This is a genomic window from Alicyclobacillus acidocaldarius subsp. acidocaldarius DSM 446, from assembly GCF_000024285.1.
GTDB classification, from domain to species: Bacteria; Bacillota; Bacilli; order Alicyclobacillales; family Alicyclobacillaceae; genus Alicyclobacillus; species Alicyclobacillus acidocaldarius.
Genome location: NC_013205.1, coordinates 552,925 through 576,120, shown reverse-complemented (window position 1 = coordinate 576,120; position 23,196 = coordinate 552,925). Strand labels below are relative to the sequence as shown.

The window sequence follows — 23,196 nt, the reverse complement described above, 5'->3', positions numbered from 1 at the left end:
TGGAATGGATCCGCAAGATGCAAGTAGACACGCACGGTGGCTTTCTCGTCAATTCGGGCCGACCGATTTTACACCACCACTTGAGACTTTAACTCGGTGATTACGAATGGCTGCTGTCATTCGAATCTGATCACCTCGATCGCATTGTGGAAATGATGCGAAGGATGCGCGCTACAGAAGCCCGCCGGTTTACGAAACATGAATGGCCTTTCATTGTTGGAAGGCGATACGATATAAGAGAGGCGCTTGAGAAGTATGTGTAGACATGTTTGCTCCTTGACTCTTGCCAGGTACGTGTTGACTTCCTCGAACCCGGCTTCGACAGTTGGATAGAGCATGTAGACTCATGGATGGATGTGGGATCCTGAAGCGGCGCGGCTTGTCGGACTTATCCACAGGCATGCGCCGCGTTTTCTATCGCTTTTTTGTAGGCATGCGTTTATCTGTGGATAACGTTATTTTTGTGTTTACATAGGCGTAGTATGTGTCGTATCATGTGGACATGTATATCCGCGTCATTCGCCGAAAAAACAAGAACGGTTCTGTTACCGGTTACGTGCAGTTGGCCCATAACTACCGCGATCCACAGACCGGTCAGCCGAAGGCCAAGGTCCTGTACACCTTCGGTCGTGAAGACGAAATGGACCTGGAGGCGCTCCGGCGCCTTGCCCAGAGTATTCATCGCTTCGTGGGCGACGAGTTTACCTCGGGGCGCGGCCAGTCGGAAGCCATCCAAACCACGCTGCTGGACAGCCGTCCCATGGGAGGGGCGTATCTGCTGGACGAGCTGTGGCGACAGCTTGAATTGGACGAAGTCTTGCGCGAGCGGCTGGTCGACCGGAAGTTCAAGGCGGCTGTCGAGCGTGTCATCTTCGCCATGGTCGCGAATCGCGCGTTGGCGCCAAGCAGCAAGCTGGCCATGGAGGAGTGGGTCGAGCGCGAAGTGGCCCTTCCTGGTATGACCGAGTTGGACGTGTGGCAGGCGTACCGGGCCATGGACGTTCTCCACGATGTGACAGAAGAGTTGCAATATGAGGTCTTCCGGCGGGTCAGCAATCTCTTGAACTTGGACGTGGACCTCCTGTTCTTCGACACGACGTCCACGTACTTCGAAACGGAGGACGAGCCCGAAGACGGACTACGGCGCAAAGGATATTCGAAAGACCATCGGCCCGATTTGCCACAGGTGGTGATCGGCCTTGCGGTGACACGAGACGGCATCCCTGTCCGCTGTTGGACGTGGCCTGGGAACACGGCGGATATGAGCGTGGTCGAAGAAGTCAAACAGGGCCTCATCGGATGGCGGCTTGGCCGGGTGATCACGGTTGTAGACCGCGGCTTCGTATCGGAGAGCAATCTGCGGATCCTGCAACGCGCCGGCGGTCACTACATCGCTGGGGAGAAAATGAACTCCGGGAAATCAGCGGTGGAAGTGGCCTTGGCGCGCCCTGGACGTTTTCGTGAGCTTCGTCCGAACCTGAAGGTGAAGGAGGTTGTGGTGGGAGACGGTGAGGCCCGGGTCCGTTACGTGTTGGCGTTCAATCCCGAGGAAGCCAAACGCGATGAGGCGCGCCGAGAGGCGATGTTGCGCGAGCTTCGGATGGAGTTGGAACGCCTCAAGGAGCTTCAGGGCGAAGCGCACACGAAAGCGCACTGTCGGCTTGCGAGCCATCCAACGTTCAAGCGCTATCTGAAACAGGACCGATGGGGGAACCTGAGAATTGACCCGGAGGCCGTGCGGCAAGCGGCTCATCTGGACGGGAAGTACCTGATCCGCACCTCCGACGACACGCTGTCGACGGAAGATGTCGCGCTGGGATACAAGCAACTCCTGATGGTGGAGTCCGCGTTTCGCACACTGAAGACGACGTTGGACATCCGTCCCATGTATCACCGGAAGGACGAGCGGATCCGTTCGCATGTGCTGCTTTGCTGGCTGGCCTTGTTGCTGGTGCGCATCGCCGAAGTCCAAACAGGGCGCTCCTGGCCCGACATCCGCTCCCACATGCAAGCGATGCACCAGGTGACCAAGAGCACCCCAGATGGGATCGTCGTGCAGCGCACAGAAACGACCGAGGTACAGTGGGAAATCCTGCGAGCGCTACGGATCACGGAGCCACCAAGAATTCTGCGCATGGAACCTCGAACACGAGGGCTGTAGACACTACACGAGTTATCCACAGGTCCCACGAACTAGCGCCAGGAATGGGTTCGTGGGACTTTGTATGACTACCAAGTGTCGAACTCGGGTCGAACAGTGACTTCCAAAGCCGAACATCCTAAGCTGCGAAGCCCCGCTTTCTGAGCGGGGCTTTGGTCGACGTAATGGTACCTTATGGGTTCCGGTTAGTCGGTTATCATACATCGCTTGTAAGTTGACGCCCTCGAGCAATACCATTGCGCACCGCGTATGCGGCAGCTTGAGCGCGATTCGACAAATGCAACTTGTCTAGGATGTGCCGAACATGATTGCGAACTGTGTTTTCACTAATGAAAAGTGCCCGGGCAATTTCTTTGTTGCTGGCCCCCGCACTAAGATATTGAAGAACTTCTCGTTCGCGCTCCGTCAATTCCGTTACCGACTCACTGGAAGGCATACGTGTCTCAGCAGTACGTGAGAATTCAGCAATCATTTTCATCGCAAGGCTGCTCGGAACGACAGGTTCCCCCTCATAGACTTGACGAACACACTCGATCAACCGTTCTGGACTTACCGATTTCAACACATACCCAGACGCTCCACTTTTCACAGCTTCGAACAGCATCTCCTCTGTTTCCGACACCGTCAGCATGAGGATCTTCGTGTTCGGATTTGCTTCTCGCATCTTTCGGGCTGTTTCCAGACCGTTGCACACGGGCATGTGAATATCTAGAAGCGTAACGTCCGGTTGCAGCGTCTGAAAGCATTCGATCGCTTCACGGCCATTTCCCGCCTCTCCTACGACGTAGATCCCTGGTGTCGAACGAAGCACTGTTACGACCCCACGCCGAAATAACTCGTGATCATCAACCACTAAGACTTTGATTACGCTCTCATCTTGCCATGTCCCCATGCCTCGCTCCTCCCGCCTGCCGCAAGGGCTTCTATACTGACTTCATTACCACTTGCACACTTCCCGGATCGTTTGAGCATTCCATCCTTCAGGATCGGCAATCGCACTTCAACGTGTGTCCCGTGAGGTTTTCGATTGGCAATATGCAAGCTCCCACCATGATCACGCACAATCTTGTGACATGTCATTAATCCTAATCCTGTTCCGTTGGGTTTTGTAGTGAAAAAAGGTTCTCCTAACCTAGGCAACACTTCCGGCGGAATCCCTGGCCCATCATCCACCATAGAGACAATCACGTAATCATCGTTAGAATTCCTTATATCAATTTCTAATTCCCCACCTGTTCGCATAGCTTCCAGTGCGTTTTTCATCAAATTAAGAAATAATTGCTTCAGATGACTTGGCTGACCAAGCACGGTCAAATCGTGATCTTGTATGACTACCTGAATCTTCACCTTCTGCTTTCGGGCTTGACTTTGAAGTAGCAAACAGACAACCTCAAGTACATCGACGACGCGCACGGCCTCGAACTGAACATCCGCAGGTTTCGCGAGAACCAAAAGTTCACCGACGATGGAATCGACGCGGGCCAGTTCGTCCGTCATCGCGCACAATTCCTTTTTTGCCTCTGGAAAGCGAAGCGCCATAGCCTCGAGCGACCAGCGAATGGCTGCAAGAGGATTGCGAATCTCGTGGGCGATTCCAGCCGCCATTTCCGCGATAGCGGAGATTTTATCTGCACGGCGCAAAAACCATTCCATCTTCTTTTGCTCCGTAATGTCGCGATAGAGAGCAACCAAACCGCTCTTTTGCCCGTCAACCTCAAGCACCGGAACCAGTGTTCGTTCAAACACTCGCGATGAATCATCTTCCCCCGTAGAAATCCACGATTCAACAATCTGAGTGGTCTTGCGTTCCCACGCTTCGTCCATTCCTCTCTTCAAGTCGCGCAGTAGCGCCTTTCCAGAAACCTCTGCTGAAAGCAACTCTTCAATTGAGCGACCACGATACATATCACGATCCAATCCAACAAAATGAAGCAGCGCATCATTCGCTTGTAACAACCGACCCTCACCATCGAGAAATGCTACGAGATCAGGCATCGTGGCCAAAAGCGTCTGTAGTCGCTCCTCAACTTCTTTGCGGTGCGTCACAACATTACGAAATGAAATGTACTGGTATGGTTTCCCCCTTGCATCCAAACAAGGTACGATGATTGTATCCACCCAATAGTAAGTTCCATCTTTCGCTCGATTTCGGATTTCGCCTCTCCAAATTTGACCTCGAGCGATGGTTCTCCACATATCCCTAAAGAATGCCTTTGAGTGATACCCGGAATTGACGATCCTATGCGTCTGTCCAATAAGCTCTTCCGCTTTATATTGGGACATCTCGCAAAATTTACGATTAACATAAGTGATAACTCCGCGCACGTCCGTGATGGCCACAATCAGGGCTTCATCGAGAGCACCATTAATATCAGAGAGTTCTCGTAACAAGCTACCTACATGTGGATCGACGTTCTTCAATTGGAGTAACACAGATTCAATTTGATGAAGTCGATTACCAAACATATTTTGATCACCACACGCCTTCTTGCCCGTGTCTTCCAGAATCACTATAGCAGACCGTGGCAGAAGGCGTGTGGCAAAACCTTAACGAATCTATGTCACTTCCTTGAAGCTCGAGTCTCGAGCTCAACAGCCTAATTCGCCCTTTAGTAGCTTACATTTGTGCCAAATGCCATAATCCACATCGACATCATGGCTACAGCAAATGTAAAAATCATCCCTAAGAGCAAGAGCAACGCATGATAGGGAGGACCATCACCCTCGGTCACGTGCATGAAGAAGAACAACTGAACACCAATTTGTAAAGCTGCCAGAACGAACAACAAGATGATGAGCGGACGTATCGACATTGCGTGACTTAATGCCAGCCAAAAAGCAATTGCCGTGAAGATTAGTGACAAACCGTAACCAATGATGTACTTAGCGAGCCCACCCGGATGAACGGGTTCAATGCGTGACGTGCGATTCACGATAACACCACCCCCGAGAGATAAACCACTGTAAAGATGAACACCCACACAACATCAAGGAAGTGCCAGTACAGGTTCACGACGAACACTTTTCTCGCAGTCTGAGGTGTAATCCCATGTTTTAGAACCTGTAACATCGTTAGAAACATCCACACGAGTCCAATTGACACGTGACTCCCGTGGGTTCCAACGAGTGTGAAGAAGGCAGACAGGAATGCACTTCGTCCAATCGTCGCACCGACCGTCACATCATGTGCAAATTCGGTCGCCTCGAGCAGAATGAACGCCAAGCCAAACATCATTGTGACAAGCATCCAAGACACGGTCTGCTTCTGCCGTCCGCTTCTCATCGCCCATGTCGCAATTCCCCCGGTAAAGCTCGAAGTCAAGAGGAAAAAGGTTTCAAGGGTAAACCCAGGAATATCAAAAATTTGTATGGGCGTCGGCCCACCATCGGTGTGTGTACGAAGAACGAGATAGGTTGCGAAGAGACATCCAAAGAGTAACATATCCGTGGCAAGAAACACCCAGAACCCCGTGATCTTCAACGCTTGATAGGCACTTCGATACTCAGGTGTGCGGAGGTTAGAGACTACGCTTGCCATGTCATATCAACCTCCCAAGCTTAGCTTCCGTTTCAATGATGTCGTCGGCTTTCATTTCATACTCCTCTTCGTCGTCGAGAGCCCTCGAAATGAGACATGCCACGACACCCAGCAAACCTAAGACAGCAAGCCAGCGCCATTCAAAGACGAACCCCATACCCGCAAAGAAAAATCCTACGCCCGCCAAGAATGGTCTTCCACTGGGCTTGGGCATATGAATGTCATGAACGTCCTCTCGCCGCGTTTTGTAAGCATCTGCTTCGCCTCTCTGTTTCAACTCCCACCACGCATCGCGATCATGAATTGTAGGAATCACAGCGAAGTTATATGCAGGAGCCGGGGACGGAATCGACCATTCAAGCGTCCGGCCATCCCAAGCATCTCCAGTGATGTCTCGCTCGCCGTAGCGAATGCTGTACAGAACCTGTGCCACGATAAAGAGGAAACCCAGGCCCATGAGATAGGCTCCGATGGTGGCGACGAAATTGAGTGTCCCCCACCCCATATCCGAAGGATAGGTGTACATCCGGCGTTGCATACCGTTAAGCCCCAAGAAATACATCGGCATGAAACCGACGTAAAAGCCAATATTGAAGAGCCAAAACGCAATTTTCCCAAGCCTTTCATCAAGTTTAAAACCAAACATCTTCGGCCACCAATAATACATCCCTGCTAAGTAACCGAAAACCACAGCACCGATAAGCATCTGATGAAAGTGGGCGACCAGAAAATAACTGTTGTGATACTGATAATCTCCAGGAGCGGTTGCCAGCATTACACCAGTGGCTCCGCCGATGGCGAACGCCGGAATCGCCGCGAGAGCCCATAACATTGGGAGTTTGAACTGGATACGCCCACGAAACATGGTGAACAACCAGTTGAAAGCCTTAACACCTGTTGGGATTCCTACTGCCATTGTCGCAATCGCAAAGAATGTATTTACGTCTGCTCCCGCTCCCATCGTGAAAAAGTGGTGAGCCCACACAAAGTAACTGATCACAGCAATCAACATTAATGAAATCACCATGGAGGTGTAACCAAAAATCCGTTTACGCGCAAATGTCGCAATAACTTCGGAGTACACGCCGTACGCAGGAAGTACAACGATGTAGACCTCCGGATGCCCCCACACCCAAAACAGGTTTACAAACATCATTGGATCGCCGCCGTGGTACATGGTGAAAAAGTGCGCACCAAACAAGCGATCCATCATCAGAAGCCCAAGAGCGACGGCAAGAGCAGGAAAGGCAAAGATGATAATGATACAAGATGCGAGCACAGACCAACTAAAGAGTGGCATTTTCATTAACGTCATACCAGGTGCACGCATCTTCAGAATGGTTACCAAGAAATTGATACCTGTAGCGATACTACCGATCCCCGATATTTGGATGCCAAGCAGATAGAAGTTCTCCCCTGGTCCTGGATCAAATGCGTTTTCAGTTAACGGAGGATAGCTCGTCCAACCTGCATCTGGAGAACCACCAAACACAAACGACAAGTTAAACAGTAACGCACCGAAGAAGAACAACCAGAACGACAGCGCGTTAAGATACGGGAAAGCCACATCTCGCGCCCCGATTTGCAGTGGTACGGCAACGTTGAAGAGCGCGAACATAAACGGCATGGCCATAAACAAGATCATAATCGTTCCATGGGTTGTAAAAATCTGATCGTAGTGTTCCGCACTCAGGAAGTGCTCACCAGGCAAGGCCAGTTGTGTACGCAACAAGAGCGCGTCTACGCCGCCTCGGAAGAACATTAACAATGCACAAATTAAATACATGATGCCGATCTTTTTGTGATCGACAGTTGTGAGCCATTCCTTCCATAACCATTTCCATTTTTTTAAATATGTTAACGTAAAAACTATGCCTAAGCTGACGAGCAAAATCAAAATATCCGATATCCATATCAGGTACCCTTCGTTCCACATCAGATAGTGGTCAGCGAAGTCGCGAAACCACGCGGGCATATAGCTTCCCCCTTACTGATTCATGGCGTTGACCATAACCGGTGACACACTGACGTGTGTGCTTCCCAAACTCGGCATCGAATCTACCATGTACTGACCGCCTTCACGCCATACGACTTCCGCAAACAGATCGCGAGGATAGGACGAATACAGCTGGACTCCTATCTCTGAGGGCTGGCGCAATTGACTATAGAGGGTCACTGTTAAGGGATGGTCCACCTGTTTCAGTTGTCGAACCCATTCTGAAAACGCCGCACGCGAGGTTGCTACGACCTTGAATTGCATTCCTGCAAACTGCTGTCCCGTGAAGTTTGCAGCATGGCCATAATACACACCTGGACGGCTGGCCTCGAGCCACAATCGCATCACCATGCCCGGCATGGCATATTCCTGTCCACCGAGGCTCGGGATCCAAAACGAATTCATCGGCCCGTCAGCAGTCAAATCGAATGCGACGGGTACCCCCACCGGAATGACCAGTTCATTAACCGTTGCTACCCCTTGATCAGGATATTCGAATAACCATTTCCAGTCCAGAGAGGTAACGTCGATAGTCATTGGTTTAACGTCCGTTACGGGAGGCCGCGTAAGCGCATAGGTAACTTTGGCGGTATAGGCTCCCAAAATGCCGATGATCACAATTGGAATTCCCCACCACGCAATTTCCAACACTTTGCTTTCTGACCACTCGGGGTCATAGCGAGCCGGATTATCTTGTTTGTCCCGGTATCTCCATAGAATGAAACCAAACAACACGATGACGGGCACAACAACAATCATTGTGAGTATCAATGAGCCGGCAATGATCTTTAATTCCTGTCCGGCTACCGGTCCAGCTGGTTTAAGTACAGACGACAGTCCTCCCTGCACCGTAAGAAGTATTCGAGATGACAAGGCGGCATGAGACATCCCTGAACCTCCTCTCTGTATTTTGACGAGGAAATCGTATGCCTTTTGAAGAGCCGTGCAGAGACATAACCAAACCATTTATGGACTAATCCAAACAGACCATTCGCAACCGCCGCAGCCTCTTTTGCCACAACGAAAGCTCATCGAACGAAAGGTTAACAGTTCGACGTTAGACTCCTAAATAGTCCTCCCGTGTAGTCCATTTGGGTCTAGGTTCTATCCGCCAACCCCGTTAGCATGGGAGTGCCAGTGGCACACTCTCATAAGGAAGGTGGTAAGTGAGGGTGAAACTTCACCATTTGAGTTGGACAGTCACCGTACTCGTCGGGATACAAATGGTGCTTGCAGGTTTAATCGTGGGAGAAAACGCTGGATTCGTTTGTCCAAATTGGCCGTTGTGTGGACATCCGCTGCAAGACAACATGTCTCTTGTATTCGAGTTGTCCCACCGAATCGCCGCAGTTGTGTTAGGTGTACTTTCGCTTTGGTTGTTTTTATGGATTTTGAAAGCCTATCGCGGAAACAAACAGATGGTTTATACAGTTGTTTTTGCTATGATATCCCTATTAGTGCAGATCATCTATGCTGGCATGATTGTGCTCTTTGTGTTCCCTGGTGTTGCGACAACGGTTGATGTCATCAACAGCGTGATTATGCTTTCTTTGTTCGTCCATTTATCCAATCTCGCCATGAAACAAAGCCGGTTAGTGCAAGCCACCCTCCCCCAAATCTCATCGACGGGCTCTGTCATGAAACACCGTGCATGGATGCTTTATTTGGCAGGATTGTTGACTGTGGCACTAGGTGCAGTGTTTCGACACTCAGGAGCCAGCCAAGCGTTGTTCGGTGAAGATAGCTATCTATTGAGTCACGAGCAACACGTCCCTCCCTCACAAGGGGTAAGTGAGGCCTTGCTCATTATCCATGTAGGTTCAACCCTCCTGTTGCTGTTATCTTGTATCCTGTTCACCATGTCCTCTTTTTCAACTCAATTTTTGGTCAAGACAAGCCTTATGATCACGGTACTACTCGGCATTCAAATTACCCTCGGTATTTTGTCGCTCATGAGTAAACTCCAACTTTTCATTGTCACACTCCATTGGGGAGCAGCCGCTTTGTTTATGGGGTGTTGCGCCTACGCATTGTCCCAAACATACATCATTCATTCTTTCGGCCACAGCTCTACTCATCCAGACTGACTTCCAGACGGTGAAGGACGACATACTGCCCGTGACGCGAGCGTCTGCCAGATCGAACCAGACGAGAAATAACCCAAAAATGTGAAACTACCTCGCTAGTTCCTCTGGCGGGGTTTGTCGTCATGTACGACTTTGAAACGGCGATGGGTACTCGTAAACTTCTCCAACACCTTGGACGTCGCATGTCAACGTCGGGTGTAAAATACCCAATAACATCAGATGAGAATTGGCTCTTGCGCATTTTGGTGCATTCGCACGGGTTTAGCCGACCAGAAGTTTGAAGAGAAACTATCCACGGTACAGGACTCTCTGCCGGAGTAAATCGAACTTGGCACACGCCCGTACATTTGTCTTTGAGCAGTTTCAAACGATGGATCTGTCCTTCTACTTGACCGTTGCTCCAAGATTGACTGAACGCAGCGGCCGTCGCAGCCAAATCGCGTCGTAAGCCCCTGGCAAAGGATTTCAATTCCTTGATATCGGCCTTTCCACCTGCTCAAGCCATTCTTCTATTTAGTTCTTTTTATATCTTTTATTTGATACATATTATATTATAACCATATGAATAAACAATAGACGTACGCTTAGGAAGGACGGCTTCGGACATGTGCACTAAAGTGAGATATTCCCGACCGGTCTTCCCGTCCAATTCGAACATCTGCGTCAGTTGCGTCACGAGTTGGTTCCGTTGTGTCTGGTGTTAGGTTGAGCGTATAAAGTTTGAGTAGGGGGTTGTTCTCGGAGGGATTTTCCGGGGACAAAGAGAAGAGACCTCACTGAGCACAAAAACAACCCACGTTGCAGCGCGGATGAAGAGGTGAGGTCTCCATGTTAGATATTCTTGATGGCGCGGCGGGTTTCCTGCCGCTGTGGATGAATCTCTTGTGGTTGTCTGAGCATCCGTGCGACTTCGCGATTCTTGAAGAGAGGCTCATGAGGTCCTTCGCCGAATTCATGAGGGAAATGGTTCCGCGCTTGCTCGAAGCGTGGGACGAGAAGCTGGCGGCGGAGCGTGACCGAAATGAGTGGGAACTTATTCAGCGTAAACCACGGACGGTCGTGTTGTCCACCCTGGGAGAGATCACGTATCGTCGGCGTTACTACCGCAATCGAAAGACGGGCGAACGTCGCTTCCTGTTGGATGAGGTAGCAGGGTTCGAACCCCGTCGTCGATTGAGCGGGAAGTTGAGAGACCAAGCTGTGGCGTTGGCTTTAGATGTGTCGTACCGGCGCGCGGCAGAGATTCTACAGACTTGGGTGCCGGACATAAGCGCGATGGCGATTTGGCAAGAAGTGCAAAGGCTCGGAGGGGAGAAGCGCGCCCGAGCGGAACTGGAGCGCGAGAAGGTGTTCGAACAAGGAGACGCTCCGGGAGGGAGACGCAAAGCCGAGACACTCTTCGTGGAAGCGGATGGCGTGTATGTCCGAGGGCGCAGGGAGGAAGAGGGCCAGTCACACTTCGAATTGAAAGTGGCCGGGGCGTATGAAGGCAAGCAGGAACAAGGGCGGGAACGGCGCGCCCTGATGAATCGACAGGTGGTCGCGGGGACTGAGGAAGCTGAACGCTTCTGGGAGGAAGTGGTGTCCTCCTTTGGCGCGTGTGGGATTGGGCCAGTGTGAAACGGTGTTGGCTCGGTGCGGACGGGGCGGAATGGGCGAAGAAGGGCGTCGAAATGCTCCCTGGGGCTCGATATCGATTGGATCCCTTTCACCTGCGGCGGGCGATGGTTGCGGCCTTGGGACAGGAGACGCAGGCCTACCGGAAGATATGGGATGCGGTGAGAACCGAGGAGTGGTCGCGGGTTGAAAAGGTGCTGACGAAGATGGAGAAGCAAAGCGAAGGGGCGAAGAAGCAGCGTATCTCGAAGCTGAAATTATACATGGAGAAGAATTGGCAAGGCATTGTGGGCGATGGTGATGTGGTGAGTCTGGGTGCGATTGAGGGTCAGGTGTTCCACCACGTGGCGCGACGGATGAAGCGCCATGGGGCACGTTGGAGCAAGCCAGGGGCGGATGCGTTAGTGCGGCTGATTGCAACGCGCGCCAATCACGAGCCTCTGCGGGCAAACACGCCTTCTCGTTCGGAAATGCAGGCGGAAGTGCAGGTGAAGACAAAGCCAGTGAACGAGGAGGAAATCGCGAGACGGGTCGAAGAAGCGGCGACTTGGCTGGAAAAACACATACCAGCATTGGTCGGTCCGCATGGGGTGTGTCAAGCGTTCTGTGTAAACTCCATTTTGAAGAGATTACTTTCGTTCCTGTAGCGAGTACCAGGATGTCGTACCTATGTGAGGCTGTCAAGGTACGTTTCCCAGCCTTGACAGCCGATGTTAGGCTGCCATCCTGGCCGGACGTGGCATGCCACACACCGTGGGCATGCCACCTAACGTCGTCACGGAAGGTAGGGCGTCACGCGATCTCCGAAGTAGATGGCCAATTGCCCCAGAATGGTGCCCCAGTTGGCCACCCGCATCGTCCATTTTCTCGTCACCTCCATCGTCGCCAGGTACAGCATCTTCAGCAAAGCTTCGTCGTTTGGAAACATGCTCTTCCCTTTCGTCGCTTTTCGCAGCTGCCGGTGGTAGCCTTCGATGATGTTCGTTGTATACATGATTCGCCGCATTTCCACAGGGTACCGATAGAACGTCGCGAGTTCCGTCCAGTTGTCTCGCCACGACTTCACACACAGGGGATAGCGCGCTCCCCATCCCCGTTCAAACTGGTCAAGCTCCATCAAGGCCGCCTCTTCCGTGGGTGCCTGATAGATGGGCTTGAGTGCTGCCGCGACCGCCTTGAAATCCTTATAGGACACATACCGCAGCGAATTTCGAATTTGGTGGACGATGCATTTTTGGACATCGGATTGCGGGAAACAGGCGGCGATGGCTTCGCTGAATCCCTTCAGGTTGTCAGTCGAAAAGACGAGCACATCCTGCACGCCGCGCGCCTTCAGGTCATTCAACACGCCTAGCCAGAACTTCGAGGACTCACTCTGCCCTATCCAGATGCCCAGCACATCTTTCTGACCCTCGATGTCGATGCCAATGACCATGTACGCCGCCTTGCTTACCAAGCGGCCTTCTTCGCGCACCTTGTAGTGAATGGCGTCGAGGAAGACGACGGTATAGAGGGGGTGCAATGGACGATTCTGCCACTCCTGAATCCGCGGCAAGAGGCGATCGGTGAGGTTCGACACCAGCGTGGGCGACATATCCACGCCGTAGATCTGCTGGAGGTGGTCCTGGATATCCCTTGTGCTGAAACCGCGAGCATACAGCGCAATGACCTGCTCTTCGATACTTGGCATGCGCTTTTGACGCTTTTGCACAATCAAAGGCTCAAACTCGCCTTTCCGGTCTCGAGGAAGCGCGATATCGATATCGCCGAGTTCGGACTGCACCGTCCGCTTGGCGCCGTGGCCATTTCGGACGTTATCCGTGTCTTTGTGCTTCGCGTCGTATTTGGCATACCCCAGGTGCGTGTCCAATTCGGCTTCGAGCATCTCTTGGATGGTGTCAACATCGGTTGTAAAATCCCCAATAACATCGGATGAGAATTCCCCAAGATCATCGGCCTACATTCCTCAAAATCATCGGGATGAATTCCCCACCCCCGTGTCGAATCGTGGCACCTGTCATCCGTTCATGGGAGGTGCCCGTCATGAGGGAGGACGAGAGGATGGAAATCAGGCAACTCTACGAGGCAGGCGTCAGCATCTCGGAACTGGCCAGAAGATTCGGCTATGACCGAAAGACCATTCGCAACGCACTGAATTCATCGGTGGAGGAGAAGCAGGGCGAAAGAGCGTCGCGTGGGGAGCGAAAGAGGGGTTCCAAGCTGGAGCCCTACAAGGACTATGTGAAGCAACGCATGCAACTCGGTGTTCTCAACGCTGAACGAATTCTGCGAGAGATTCGGGAGCAGGGCTATACCGGCGGTATCACCGTCCTACGTGAGTTCATGAAGCCACTTCGCCCGGTGGTCTCTGCCAAGGCCACGGAACGCTATGAGTCGGACCCTGGTGAACAAGCCCAGATCGATTTGGGGGCCTTCCCCTACTACGATTCGCACGGTCAGCGACGAACGATTTAGGCCTTCGCCATGGTACTCGCCTACTCCCGCATGCTCTACGTTGAGTTTATCAAAGCGGCAGACCAGCTGCACATCCTTCAGGCCCTTCGCAACGCCCTGGAGTTCTTTGGCGGTGTGCCGCGCGTCATGCTCAGCGACAACTGTTCACCTTTGGTGGTCGCCAATGACGGTCAAGGCCATGTCGACTGCAACCGGCTTATCTCGATTTTGCCAAGTTCTACGGATTCGTGCCCAAGGCATGTCGGCCTCGCCGGAGCCGCACCAAGGGCAAGGTAGAACGGCCTATTCGCTATATCCGGGACAGCTTCTGGCCAGTTGCCTTTGTGGACGAAGAGGATTTGAACCGACAGGTCGCATGGTGGCGCGATCACGTAGCCAACGTCCGCATCCACGGGAAGACGCATGAACAGCCCATCGTGCGGTTTCAAGCCGAAAAGCTGCAACCGCTACCGGCCACCCCCTATGTGTTGGCATGTGCAGGTCTTCGGAAGGTGATGAGTGACTGCCGGGTTTCCTGGAATACGAATTTGTACACCGTTCCCTGGCGCTATGTGGGCCACACGGTCCTGGTTCGGGAGTTCGAATCGGGTCGCCTGCAGATCGAGATAGCGCGAATCCGACGCGGGGTAAGACGGCGGGATGGCAAGTCGACCCGGACGTGGAGCAGCGCGAACTTACGGTCTATGAACAGATCGCGATGGGAGGTCATGTGCAATGAGCGAAGCGTTACTGGTAGCTCAGGTCGAAGAACAACTGTTGGACCTGGGCTTGAAGCGAGCTGCTGCCGTCTTGCCGGCGTGCGTGGAGTGGGCCGCCGGGCAAGAGGCGACCTATGTCGCATTTCTCCAGCGTTTGCTGGAGGCTGAACAGGAGGAACGGCACAGCCGGGCCATGCAGGCTCGGCTGCGCTTGGCGAACTTTCCGTTCCACAAGACGCTCGCCGACTTCGACTTCTCGTTCCAGCCGTCTGTGGATGAGCGCCAAATCCGAGAGCTCGCAACGCTGACGTTTGTCCAAGAATGTGGAAACGTGATCTTCCTGGGGCCGCCGGGAGTGGGAAAGACGCATTTGGCGGTGGCCCTAGGCATGGAGGCGATTCGCCAGCGGATGAGCGTCTACTTCGTCACGATGCAGAAGCTCGTGAGCGATTTGCGTCGAGCCTACCAAGAAGGGCGACTGGACAGGCGCCTTCGGGTCTATACGCAGCCCAAGATTCTCATCTGCGATGAGGTCGGCTACTTGCCTCTCGACGCGCTCGACGCCGCGAACTTTTTCCGGCTGGTATCGGAGAGGTACGAGCGAGGGTCGTTGATCATTACGTCCAACACGAGTTTCACGAACTGGGGAACGCTCTTCGGCGATCAGGTCCTGGCCGCCGCGTTGCTCGACCGCTTGCTGCACCACGCAACGACGGTGAATATCCGCGGCAACAGTTACCGGATGAAAGACAAGCTACGAGCTGGCGTTACGCACGCATTCTCGGGGACAAGAGACGAAGCGAACGTATGTGTGGGGAACGAATCGCGATGATTTTGGGGAATCGAATCCGCTGTTTTTGGGGAATCGAGCGCGATTTTTTTGGGGAGTTTTAACCCGCTGTTGACAGATGGTGCTCGCGAAAAGATCCTTGAGCATGCTTTGGACGTCGTGAATATCCTTCAACTTGCCATCTCGAATGAGTTGACGGATTTGCTCCTTGGATAGAAGTTCCATATCGATTCACTCCCCTTGTAGACTCCCACTCCTGGGCTCGGGGAGTTTACACAGTTCATTTTACACTCTCCTCATTTCTCTTGCATGGTGAGAGGAAGGCTTAACTCTCTTGAAAATACGATGTCATCTCGAGTTGTATCGTAATCCACTAACAAGCTTTGGTCTTCGAGGAACCAAATATCTTCCTCGGCTATGAAGAAGGTGATATCGTCCTTTGTTGCTGATATACACGGCTGCTTTAGGCACTTATCTTTCTTTAAGCCCAAAGTGAATCCTCCGACACCTCCATATCGTACGAAGAGGCGCATTACCTCTCCGGGTTGTAATCCCCATTCATTTCTAAACCACTGCATCGCATTATCGGTTAGTTCGATCTTTATGTTTTCACCTCCAAATCATCTTTGATAATGCGTTTCTAGCAACACACTACTGCATACATGCTTCGAACGACAAGAATCATTTCTGATGACTTCGTGTAGTCTTTTTGAGCTAAATCTCGGGTGAGAACATTCGGTTTTAGGAAGAGGTGATATATAATCGAGCCTTTTGCAGAATCACGAGCCCTTGTGCGGCAAGGGTTTTTCGAGCACAAAGAAGGACTTCACCCCAACTTGAGAGAAAGAAAATGGTATCCACCAAACCATTTCTACGGGGGCGAAGTCCAACGTGTACATTCGACAAACATGGCTCTTTTCCTTTGACGAATGGATGGAAATTAACCCTTCGGAGCGGCGTGAGCGTTTTTTCTCCGCGCTCGATCTGGGTCCGTATGCCGCGAAGTTGAGAAGTTTGACACCCCAAGGGGCCAAGCCCATCTCTCGCGAAGCCATCTTGCGCGCATTTCTCGCGGCACCCCTTGAAGGTATCTCGACCTTTACGCAGCTTCACCGACGTTTGGAGAGCGATTTGCGCTTTCGTTACCAGTGCGGCTTCTCCCTTCACGAATCGGTTCCGTCCGTCTCGACGCTAAGCCGCGTCTTTCAGGCCATCGTCGACAAAGGGGTTGCGGAGACACTATTTGCCGAGTTGGTTCGTCAATGCCGTGACGAAGGGCTCATCGAGGGCGAACACGTCGCCATCGACAGCACGGCGATCCATGCTTATGAGCGGAAACACCCACGCTCAGGTGTCCAGCCCTCCAATCGGGCCAACTGGGGCTCTAAGTTCGACGCCTTTGGCAACAGGCTGGCGTGGTTTGGCTACAAGGTCCATTTAGCCGTCGATGCAAAAAGTGAACTTCCTATGGCGCTCACGGTGACGCCAGCGAACGTCTACGATGGAGAGATGGCCATTCCCCTCATGGAAGAGCTTCATCACCACGACTGGCGGATTCGCTTCGTGTTGATGGATGCAGGATACGACCAGACGAAAAACTATGAAGCCGCTCGAGCATTAGGCGCTCAGGCTATCATCCCGATGAATCGCCGGAATGAGAAAGAGCCGCCGGAAGGGATGGATTTCGACGGCACGCCCCGCTGCACGATGGGGTACCGAATGACGTATTGGGGCGTCCATAACGCCTGGCTCAAGTTTCGCTGTCCGCACGCGACAGGCCAGGTCGATTGCCCGCTTGGCATGGCTGCCTGTTCTGCATCGTACTATGGCATGGTCGTGAAGAAGCACATCGATGAGGACGTCCGTCGATACGCGAATCCACATCGCGGCTCTCGCACATGGAAGATGCTTTATGATGAACGGACCGCTGTAGAGCGCTGTTTTGCACGGCTGAAAGAGTGGCTGACGCTGGACGGCGTGCATGTACGTGGCATCGAGAAAGTCACCGTACATGCGTACATCCACGCGATTGTGCTCTTGGCATCTGCTCTGGCGATGCACCGGACGAATCGCATCGAGCAAGTGGCTTAACCTGATGATTCGAACGAACACTACCGAAGGGGCGTGATCTATCCACACAGCAGAAAAGGATTTTTATGGAATACGTTATCTTTCACGAGAAGTGTGCGTCGTTTTCGCTCGCGATGGAATCAGTCATTCTGCAAAGGGCTCGTATGTATATAGGTCTCGGCTTTCTCTTGAAAAGCAACACGTTCTGTTTCCGAACCGTACTTGCCATGCAAAGAGTCCAGCATCGGTATGAGACTTTCAAGTAATCCGATTGCACGTTCCGCGTTCATAACTTTTTCTCCTTGTGCGGATCTCTATGACAACCTGATTATAGCAGATAAGCTTTCACGTAGGAAAAACAATGATACCGGATAGTCCGTGTCAACTTGTCGTAGGGGAAGACCTCACCGCTTAGGTTGAATCAGGCAACCGTAACCGAAACCTTAGCAAACTACCGGGTATATTCCTCCAGCACACACGAGCGTATATGTATCCTACCGAGCCAGAAGCGAGCCTCAAGAAATAAACTCTTCTCTCCACAACCCCAACTGCACCTGCTCCGCCCTCTGCAACTTCTCCCGCGCCCGCTCTACGTAGTTCTGCACCGCGCCGCGCGTGATCCCGAGCTCGCGTGCAATCGCCGAGTATGTCATGCCGTGCTCGTAGGCAAACAGACATACCGCTTCCCGCAGGCTCAGGAACGACAGCCACGCCACCGGCAGCCGCTCCTCCTCTTCGTCTGCCCCATCCGCCTCATCCCACGCTTCCCATCGCCTCCGCCGCGCCGCCAGCCTGTCCAGGTCGGCCAGGTCGCCTACGAGAACCTCCCGCCGCGGCGCGCGGTACTCGCCCTCCATGACCGCCAGCGCGTAGTCAAGTGTCTTCACCATGCTGTCGTACAGGGCGGCGTCGTGATCGTTTTGTTCTCGCCGCGCGCGGTTACAAGCTTCTCGAATTGACTCGCGGGTGAACTCGTACTGTGCGATCAGGTCGTCGAGATCGCGGCGCATGGTCTCAAGCCCCCATCATCAGCATTCATCGAGGCGGACTAAGTGCCCGAAGAGCTTCGAGGCGTCAGGGAAGTTGAGACGACCAATGCTGAAAAGATCAGACCGCAGGAAGATTTTCGCGCGAAGGCGTTGCCACCTGCGCAAACGGTCGAACCAGAACCCGATGAGCGCACGGATCGGCATGTACGAGCCCGCGACGTCAAAAACCTCAAGCCCGTCATACGCGATGAACACCCATTGGTCGATTGCCGTGAGATGCTCGTCTATCGTATCAAGCAAATCGCTTGCTTCCTCAAAATTACGATGAATTGCCGGATACCAACCGCTGATGTCGGCTTTCTCAACGACCGAGACCCAGTCCTGCGGGAACCTTTCATGGACGAAGTCGCGAATTTCGGACGAATGGTGCAGAAGACAACGGAGCAGGAGTCCAAGCCAAAACACGCGCCACCCGATCACATCCTCGTTTCTGAGGCATTCGATCGCAGACTCAGGCGTCGGGAACGAGTCCTCCTGACCATAGCCACGCACCCAATTCCGTTGCGCGACGAAATCCGACAGTTCAACTGTCCGTTCCGGGGAGGTCAAGATGAGCATGACATCCGGGTCGCAGATACGACCTTCCATCACTTTCGACTCCGTCATCTCTCATCCCTCCGTTATCCACAATTCATCCACATTATCCACAGGTTCTGTTCTCAACAAACTTATTTATTCCTATAATAGCACATATATACTGGTTTTCAACACCTAAATTGCTCTTCTGTTGAGCGTCAGTGATATTGTCACCGTGAGATTCGTCCGTGAAAATGTCATGTATGAGCAAGGAGTATCTTGTAATGCGGCAGGAAGAAGCTCGGCGTCTCACGGTCATTTCGAAATTGATTGACGGCCATCTCTCGGTCGCTCAGGCTGCTGAATATTTACAGCTTTCGATTCGTCAAGTTCTTCGTATCAAAAAACGCGTCCTCGAGGAGGGGGAAGCAGGGGTCATTCATAAAAACCGAGGACGCCAACCTTCCCATACGTTACCCCAATCCCTGAAGCACAAGATTGTCGCGCTGTATCAGTCGGACGACTATCGCGGCTGTAACGATACGCACTTCACAGAGCTTTTGGCAGTACGTGAAAACATCTACGTCAGCACGTCCACCGTTCGGCGTATCCTCCGTGCAGCCGGTATTTCAGCCGCCCGCAAACATCGTGCACCACGATCCCATCGCTCGCGTCGTAGAATGCCCCAAGCGGGCCTGCTATGGCAAATGGATGCCAGTACCTTCGACTGGTTAGAAGACCGCGGACCGCGTCTGACCTTGCATGCTGCGATCGACGACGCCACGGGGCGAATCGTCGGTGCTGCATTTGCCCGCACGGAGTGTCTTGAGGGCTATTGGTCCGTTCTTCACCACGGCATCACGGCGTATGGCATCCCCGTCGCCCTGTACGTGGATCGCCATACGATCTTCCGCTCGCCCAAGGCTGACAAACTCACGATCGACGAAGAACTGGCTGGCGTCAAACCTTCCACTCAACTTGGCAGGGCAGTGGCCGAACTCGGGATTTCCTTGACCTTTGCACGCTCCCCGCAGGCGAAAGGGCGAATTGAACGTCTTTGGGAGACCCTTCAGGACCGCCTAACCCATGAACTACGCCTGCACCGTATCTCAACCCTTGAAGCGGCAAATGCCTTCCTTCCCGCGTTTGTTGAGCGGTTCAACGCACGTTTTGCTGTGGAGCCTGAGTCACCAGAACCGGCATACCGACCACTGGCTCCCCACCACAACCTCCACCGTATTCTTTGCTACCGGGCTTGGCGTAAGGTTTCACCCGGTCAAACGATTTCGTGGAAAGGACAAACGTACCGCATTGTTCCCGAACAGCACCGGGAGACTCTGGCCCCTCGTTCCACCGTGGAGGTTCGGGTGACTACTAATGGAGAATTGTGGATTGTGGCGGGGCAAGGTCGGTTGTATCGTCTCGAGCCTTGTTCGAAGTCTCCGGCTGTGAAAAGGCGGGAAGATGCCACACCCACACCTTCCCGCCAACCCTACAAGCCCCCTGCAGACCATCCATGGCGTCGAATGACTCTCGGCCGCCCAAAACCGAAGCTTCCAACCCCGTCTGCAGAGGCAATTTCACCGTAATCAAGCCACGGTCAGATCGTCAAGGCTTGCTCCTGGGGTGGCTTCAAGGAACGCGCCGTAAGCGAAGCGACCCTTGCACGGGTGCGGTAAACTTTTGCGTCGCCTGAAGGGGGTCTGGAGTGTCCGTCATGAGCCTCTTGCTCCTGGGTCCCTTCAGGCTCAAGTCAAACGGCCTGCACCCGTGCAAGGGTACGGCGCGCACGTCCGAACGCTCTCAAGGTGACACATTCAAAGACGTAAATGACGCGTTTCAAGGTGACATTTTCACTGACGCTTGACACACCTAAATTGCTCTTCCCGGCCATCCAAGCCCCTGTTCCAGCACCCGCTGCATGCTCCACCGCAGATCCGGCGAAAGATCCTGCAAGTTTCTCAGCGCCCAGTCCAGATAGTCCAGCGGAACGTCCTTGAGCGGCATGCCCTTGTGCTTCCCGAACGGCATCGTCTGCACCTCAATCGGTGACTCCGCAAAGGCGATCAGATCGTCCACGTCGTCGGGATACCCAGCCTCAAGGTACGCCCGGAGTTCCCGCTGGAACACGTGCGCCGTCACGATCGCGTCGCCCAGCGCACGGTGGGGTTGTCCCACCTCGACGTCGATCCCGAGCCAGTAGCGGAGCACCTGATTCGAATGCTTCGGCGCGTCTCGCCAGAGATGCTGCGCCAGGCGCTTCGAGCAAATCCACGGTCGACCCGTCTCCGGCAGCATCCCGCGGTCGAACTCGGCGTTGTGCGCGACCAGAATCGCGTCGCCGATGTATTCGAGCACCTTCGGCCATACCTGAAACAGCCGCGGCTTGCCTGCGACGTCGCGGTCGGTAATGTGATGCACCGCGGAGGCCTCCGGCGGGATCGGACAGCCCGGATCGACCAGCGCCGAGTACACGATCTGTGGCTCACGCTCGAGCCCCACCTCAACCAGCGCGAGCTCGACGACGCGGCCTTCCGGCGGCAACCCTGTCGTTTCCGTGTCTACCACCACGAATCGCGCTTCCTGTAATCTCAACGCGTTCCCTTCTTTCGCTTTGCCTTTCGCACCTCAAGTTCAGCGCCGACCGGCGGCTTACCCGTCGGCTTCGAGAACACCCGCGCACCGTACTTCTCCCGCAGATACCGGTCCATCTCAATCGGGTCCATCCGATAGATAGAGAGCTCCGACGCCCCGCTCGCCCGTTCCCTGTGCCGATTCGGCACCGGCGTACCGTGCTCATGTCGCATTGCCATTGGCCCTTCGCTCCTCTCGTTTGCATCGCTCCATACGGTGGGACTCGATCGCGGCGCGAACCATCTGGCACATCTCGTCTTCTGTCAAGTCACTGGTGTCAATGACCAGACCGCGCGCGTACTGCCACTGTTGCTCCGTCTCGTCCTCGTGCGTCCGCATGTCGGGCAATTCTCCGTCTCGCTCCAAAATCCGCCGCCGTCGCACGAACTCCGAGGCGGTGAGCACGATCACTAAGAATCCGTGCTGATCGGCCCACACTGCCTCTTCCACCGTTCGACCGTCGTCGATCACGATTGGACTAACAGCGTGCCGCAAGACCTCTTCCGCCGCGAGCAGCATCGGATTCGGCTTAAAGCCTCGCAGAAAACGACCCGTTCGTTGCAAGTACGGCCTTCGCACCGCCTTGCTCGCGCCTTTGAGCCACGGCGCGGCAATGTCGAGCACGGTTTCGACGGGCGTCGCCATCGAATACCGGACGTATCCCATCTCCCGGCGCAGGTACTGCGCCACCGTGCTCTTGCCAGCGCCCATGGGACCCATCAGAAACACGTGCTGGAATTTCCGTTCCATAACCCTTACCCCTAACGAACATACGTTCTAATTCCAAGCATAGCGAATACACGTTCGTAATGCACATGCCCGAATCGTTACGTTGCACAAAGGTCTCGATGAAGAAGCACCTCGATCTCGAGCCGAGGACGTTTCCGATCCACTTCAAAGTCCATTTCCTGAATCAGCACCCATCGGTCCTCGGGATAGAGTACGCCTTCGAGCGCGTCCAACAGCACTTTCTCTCGGTTGTGTGTATCCATTCGACGGCGCGACGGCCAGAAGTACCAGAGCCTCAGCACCACCTTGGTGCCTGGTTGGGGCATCGTCCACCCTGTCTCCTGTCGCCATCGGAGTGCCAAGTACGCCGCATCCCGCCGAAACTTCTGCGCATTCGCGTTAAGGACCCGCATCCGCTGTCCCGTTTGCGGATGGACATAGGTCCGATAGGCGTGGTTGACGGAAGGCGGGAGCGGCAAGATCAGACGTTGCATATCGACCGGAACTCCTATTCATGTTACGAGGCTTGCGGGTTTTGGGATTGGAAGAGGGCGTCCAGCAAACGCGCAAGGTACGCTTGCTCGGCTCGATAGCGCTCATAGAGTTGGTTCGCAAGATCACTGTCGGAATTCACCAACCATAAGGCCTTCGCTCGTGCAACGCGCTCACCGGCTTGCTTTAACTGCACCTCGAGGAACTCGAATCGCTCGTTCATGTTTTTTCGCCCTCCTGGTAGTCGTCGCGGCAGTCCTCGCAGAGCACGCTCCAATAGTAGCCCACGGGCTTGCCGCAGAACCGGCATTTAGGTCTCTCCATTGTGTGAACTGGACGTCGAG

21 protein-coding genes and 4 pseudogenes are annotated in these 23,196 nt (G+C 53.7%); 10 read left to right on the top strand and 15 right to left on the bottom strand.

Going from position 1 to position 23,196, the window contains the following annotated elements:
• Positions 1 to 104: 104 nt before the first annotated feature.
• Both AACI_RS15735 and AACI_RS02660 read left to right on the top strand, forming a co-directional pair.
• Positions 105 to 263, top strand: a pseudogene (locus AACI_RS15735) (chlorite dismutase family protein); the annotation flags it as partial.
• A 239-nt stretch (positions 264 to 502) separates the two neighbouring features.
• Entirely contained in the window at positions 503 to 2,161 is a 1,659-nt protein-coding gene (locus AACI_RS02660) for an IS1634 family transposase (RefSeq protein WP_449224038.1), read from the top strand.
• Between the two features lie 196 nt (positions 2,162 to 2,357).
• Here AACI_RS02660 and AACI_RS02655 read toward each other — a convergent pair whose 3' ends face one another.
• From AACI_RS02655 to AACI_RS02630, 6 genes are all read right to left on the bottom strand, one after another.
• Positions 2,358 to 3,053 (bottom strand): response regulator, encoded by a 696-nt coding sequence (locus AACI_RS02655; RefSeq protein ID WP_012809936.1) that lies wholly within the window; start codon positions 3,051 to 3,053, stop codon positions 2,358 to 2,360.
• The gene (locus AACI_RS02650; protein WP_148213721.1) at positions 3,026 to 4,672 is read right to left on the bottom strand and encodes a PAS domain-containing sensor histidine kinase; all 1,647 of its coding nucleotides are present in this window, start codon (positions 4,670 to 4,672) and stop codon (positions 3,026 to 3,028) included. The genes AACI_RS02655 and AACI_RS02650 overlap by 28 nt, the downstream gene beginning before the upstream one ends.
• A gap of 98 nt (positions 4,673 to 4,770) precedes the next feature.
• Positions 4,771 to 5,094 (bottom strand): cytochrome o ubiquinol oxidase subunit IV, encoded by a 324-nt coding sequence (locus tag AACI_RS02645; protein ID WP_012809934.1) that lies wholly within the window; start codon positions 5,092 to 5,094, stop codon positions 4,771 to 4,773.
• A complete protein-coding gene (locus AACI_RS02640; RefSeq protein ID WP_012809933.1) occupies positions 5,091 to 5,699 on the bottom strand; it encodes a cytochrome (ubi)quinol oxidase subunit III in 609 nt (202 codons plus the stop codon). Before AACI_RS02640 ends, AACI_RS02645 begins: the two co-directional genes overlap by 4 nt.
• A gap of 1 nt (position 5,700) precedes the next feature.
• Positions 5,701 to 7,635 carry a cbb3-type cytochrome c oxidase subunit I gene (locus AACI_RS02635; RefSeq protein ID WP_394295648.1) on the bottom strand — a complete coding sequence of 645 codons (1,935 nt, stop codon included), beginning with the start codon at positions 7,633 to 7,635 and terminating at the stop codon, positions 5,701 to 5,703.
• 51 nt (positions 7,636 to 7,686) lie between these two features.
• Positions 7,687 to 8,583, bottom strand: a complete 897-nt coding sequence (locus AACI_RS02630) for a cytochrome c oxidase subunit II (RefSeq protein WP_012809931.1) — start codon at positions 8,581 to 8,583, stop codon at positions 7,687 to 7,689.
• Between the two features lie 284 nt (positions 8,584 to 8,867).
• On the opposite strand from AACI_RS02630, the gene AACI_RS02625 reads away from it, so the two are divergent.
• Positions 8,868 to 9,782, top strand: coding sequence for a hypothetical protein (locus AACI_RS02625; protein ID WP_012809930.1), 915 nt, complete (start codon positions 8,868 to 8,870; stop codon positions 9,780 to 9,782).
• Between the two features lie 288 nt (positions 9,783 to 10,070).
• Here AACI_RS02625 and AACI_RS17185 read toward each other — a convergent pair.
• Positions 10,071 to 10,251: pseudogene (locus AACI_RS17185) on the bottom strand (transposase); the annotation flags it as partial.
• Positions 10,252 to 10,610: 359 nt separating this feature from the next.
• Here AACI_RS17185 and AACI_RS02620 point away from each other — a divergent pair.
• Positions 10,611 to 11,986, top strand: a pseudogene (locus AACI_RS02620) (ISLre2 family transposase); the annotation flags it as partial.
• A gap of 188 nt (positions 11,987 to 12,174) precedes the next feature.
• Here the strand turns inward: AACI_RS02620 and AACI_RS02615 are convergent.
• Positions 12,175 to 13,296, bottom strand: a pseudogene (locus tag AACI_RS02615) (IS256 family transposase); the annotation flags it as partial.
• Positions 13,297 to 13,460: 164 nt separating this feature from the next.
• Between AACI_RS02615 and AACI_RS16825 the strand changes: the two are divergent.
• From AACI_RS16825 to AACI_RS02595, 5 genes are all read left to right on the top strand, one after another.
• Positions 13,461 to 13,874, top strand: coding sequence for a helix-turn-helix domain-containing protein (locus AACI_RS16825; protein WP_245530675.1), 414 nt, complete (start codon positions 13,461 to 13,463; stop codon positions 13,872 to 13,874).
• Positions 13,875 to 13,883: 9 nt separating this feature from the next.
• A complete protein-coding gene (locus AACI_RS16820; RefSeq protein ID WP_245530674.1) occupies positions 13,884 to 14,150 on the top strand; it encodes a hypothetical protein in 267 nt (88 codons plus the stop codon).
• A 218-nt stretch (positions 14,151 to 14,368) separates the two neighbouring features.
• Positions 14,369 to 14,740, top strand: a complete 372-nt coding sequence (locus AACI_RS17180; protein ID WP_394295647.1) for a Mu transposase domain-containing protein — start codon at positions 14,369 to 14,371, stop codon at positions 14,738 to 14,740.
• Positions 14,631 to 15,404 (top strand): IS21-like element helper ATPase IstB, encoded by a 774-nt coding sequence (istB, locus tag AACI_RS02605; protein WP_041707822.1) that lies wholly within the window; start codon positions 14,631 to 14,633, stop codon positions 15,402 to 15,404. The genes AACI_RS17180 and istB overlap by 110 nt, the downstream gene beginning before the upstream one ends.
• Positions 15,405 to 16,253: 849 nt before the next feature.
• Positions 16,254 to 17,453, top strand: coding sequence for a transposase (locus tag AACI_RS02595; RefSeq protein ID WP_012809926.1), 1,200 nt, complete (start codon positions 16,254 to 16,256; stop codon positions 17,451 to 17,453).
• 494 nt (positions 17,454 to 17,947) lie between these two features.
• Here AACI_RS02595 and AACI_RS02585 read toward each other — a convergent pair whose 3' ends face one another.
• Together AACI_RS02585 and AACI_RS02580 are read right to left on the bottom strand one after the other, a co-directional pair.
• Positions 17,948 to 18,442, bottom strand: a complete 495-nt coding sequence (locus AACI_RS02585; protein WP_012809924.1) for a sigma factor-like helix-turn-helix DNA-binding protein — start codon at positions 18,440 to 18,442, stop codon at positions 17,948 to 17,950.
• Positions 18,443 to 18,460: 18 nt separating this feature from the next.
• Complete coding sequence (locus AACI_RS02580; protein ID WP_012809923.1) at positions 18,461 to 19,087, bottom strand: hypothetical protein; 627 nt, start codon at positions 19,085 to 19,087, stop codon at positions 18,461 to 18,463.
• Between the two features lie 173 nt (positions 19,088 to 19,260).
• On the opposite strand from AACI_RS02580, the gene AACI_RS15730 reads away from it, so the two are divergent.
• Positions 19,261 to 20,586, top strand: coding sequence for an ISNCY family transposase (locus tag AACI_RS15730; protein WP_245530647.1), 1,326 nt, complete (start codon positions 19,261 to 19,263; stop codon positions 20,584 to 20,586).
• 283 nt (positions 20,587 to 20,869) lie between these two features.
• Here AACI_RS15730 and AACI_RS02570 read toward each other — a convergent pair whose 3' ends face one another.
• The 5 genes from AACI_RS02570 to AACI_RS02550 all read right to left on the bottom strand — a co-directional run bounded on the left by AACI_RS02570 (position 20,870) and on the right by AACI_RS02550 (position 23,075).
• Positions 20,870 to 21,592: a putative quorum-sensing-regulated virulence factor gene (locus AACI_RS02570; RefSeq protein ID WP_012809922.1), complete on the bottom strand. Its 723-nt coding sequence runs from the start codon at positions 21,590 to 21,592 to the stop codon at positions 20,870 to 20,872.
• A complete protein-coding gene (locus AACI_RS02565) occupies positions 21,589 to 21,810 on the bottom strand; it encodes a hypothetical protein (RefSeq protein WP_012809921.1) in 222 nt (73 codons plus the stop codon). The genes AACI_RS02570 and AACI_RS02565 overlap by 4 nt, the downstream gene beginning before the upstream one ends.
• Entirely contained in the window at positions 21,794 to 22,381 is a 588-nt protein-coding gene (locus AACI_RS02560) for an AAA family ATPase (protein WP_012809920.1), read from the bottom strand. The genes AACI_RS02565 and AACI_RS02560 overlap by 17 nt, the downstream gene beginning before the upstream one ends.
• Before the next feature lie 77 nt (positions 22,382 to 22,458).
• Positions 22,459 to 22,854, bottom strand: a complete 396-nt coding sequence (locus tag AACI_RS02555; RefSeq protein WP_012809919.1) for a RusA family crossover junction endodeoxyribonuclease — start codon at positions 22,852 to 22,854, stop codon at positions 22,459 to 22,461.
• 23 nt (positions 22,855 to 22,877) lie between these two features.
• Complete coding sequence (locus AACI_RS02550; protein ID WP_012809918.1) at positions 22,878 to 23,075, bottom strand: hypothetical protein; 198 nt, start codon at positions 23,073 to 23,075, stop codon at positions 22,878 to 22,880.
• Positions 23,076 to 23,196 lie beyond the last annotated feature (121 nt).

Excerpts from the sequence above, each read along its gene's own strand:
- AACI_RS02580 (WP_012809923.1), bottom strand. The coding sequence starts at position 19,087 with ATGACGGAGTCGAAAGTGATGGAAGGTCGTATCTGCGACCCGGATGTC.
- AACI_RS02660 (WP_449224038.1), top strand. The coding sequence starts at position 503 with ATGTATATCCGCGTCATTCGCCGAAAAAACAAGAACGGTTCTGTTACC.
- AACI_RS02555 (WP_012809919.1), bottom strand. The coding sequence starts at position 22,854 with ATGCAACGTCTGATCTTGCCGCTCCCGCCTTCCGTCAACCACGCCTAT.
- AACI_RS15730 (WP_245530647.1), top strand. The coding sequence starts at position 19,261 with ATGAGCAAGGAGTATCTTGTAATGCGGCAGGAAGAAGCTCGGCGTCTC.
- AACI_RS02635 (WP_394295648.1), bottom strand. The coding sequence starts at position 7,635 with ATGTGGAACGAAGGGTACCTGATATGGATATCGGATATTTTGATTTTG.
- AACI_RS17180 (WP_394295647.1), top strand. The coding sequence starts at position 14,369 with ATGAGTGACTGCCGGGTTTCCTGGAATACGAATTTGTACACCGTTCCC.
- AACI_RS02630 (WP_012809931.1), bottom strand. The coding sequence starts at position 8,583 with ATGTCTCATGCCGCCTTGTCATCTCGAATACTTCTTACGGTGCAGGGA.
- AACI_RS16825 (WP_245530675.1), top strand. The coding sequence starts at position 13,461 with ATGGAAATCAGGCAACTCTACGAGGCAGGCGTCAGCATCTCGGAACTG.
- AACI_RS02585 (WP_012809924.1), bottom strand. The coding sequence starts at position 18,442 with ATGCGCCGCGATCTCGACGACCTGATCGCACAGTACGAGTTCACCCGC.
- AACI_RS02640 (WP_012809933.1), bottom strand. The coding sequence starts at position 5,699 with ATGGCAAGCGTAGTCTCTAACCTCCGCACACCTGAGTATCGAAGTGCC.
- AACI_RS02550 (WP_012809918.1), bottom strand. The coding sequence starts at position 23,075 with ATGAACGAGCGATTCGAGTTCCTCGAGGTGCAGTTAAAGCAAGCCGGT.
- AACI_RS16820 (WP_245530674.1), top strand. The coding sequence starts at position 13,884 with ATGGTACTCGCCTACTCCCGCATGCTCTACGTTGAGTTTATCAAAGCG.
- AACI_RS02655 (WP_012809936.1), bottom strand. The coding sequence starts at position 3,053 with ATGGGGACATGGCAAGATGAGAGCGTAATCAAAGTCTTAGTGGTTGAT.
- AACI_RS02560 (WP_012809920.1), bottom strand. The coding sequence starts at position 22,381 with ATGGAACGGAAATTCCAGCACGTGTTTCTGATGGGTCCCATGGGCGCT.
- AACI_RS02565 (WP_012809921.1), bottom strand. The coding sequence starts at position 21,810 with ATGGCAATGCGACATGAGCACGGTACGCCGGTGCCGAATCGGCACAGG.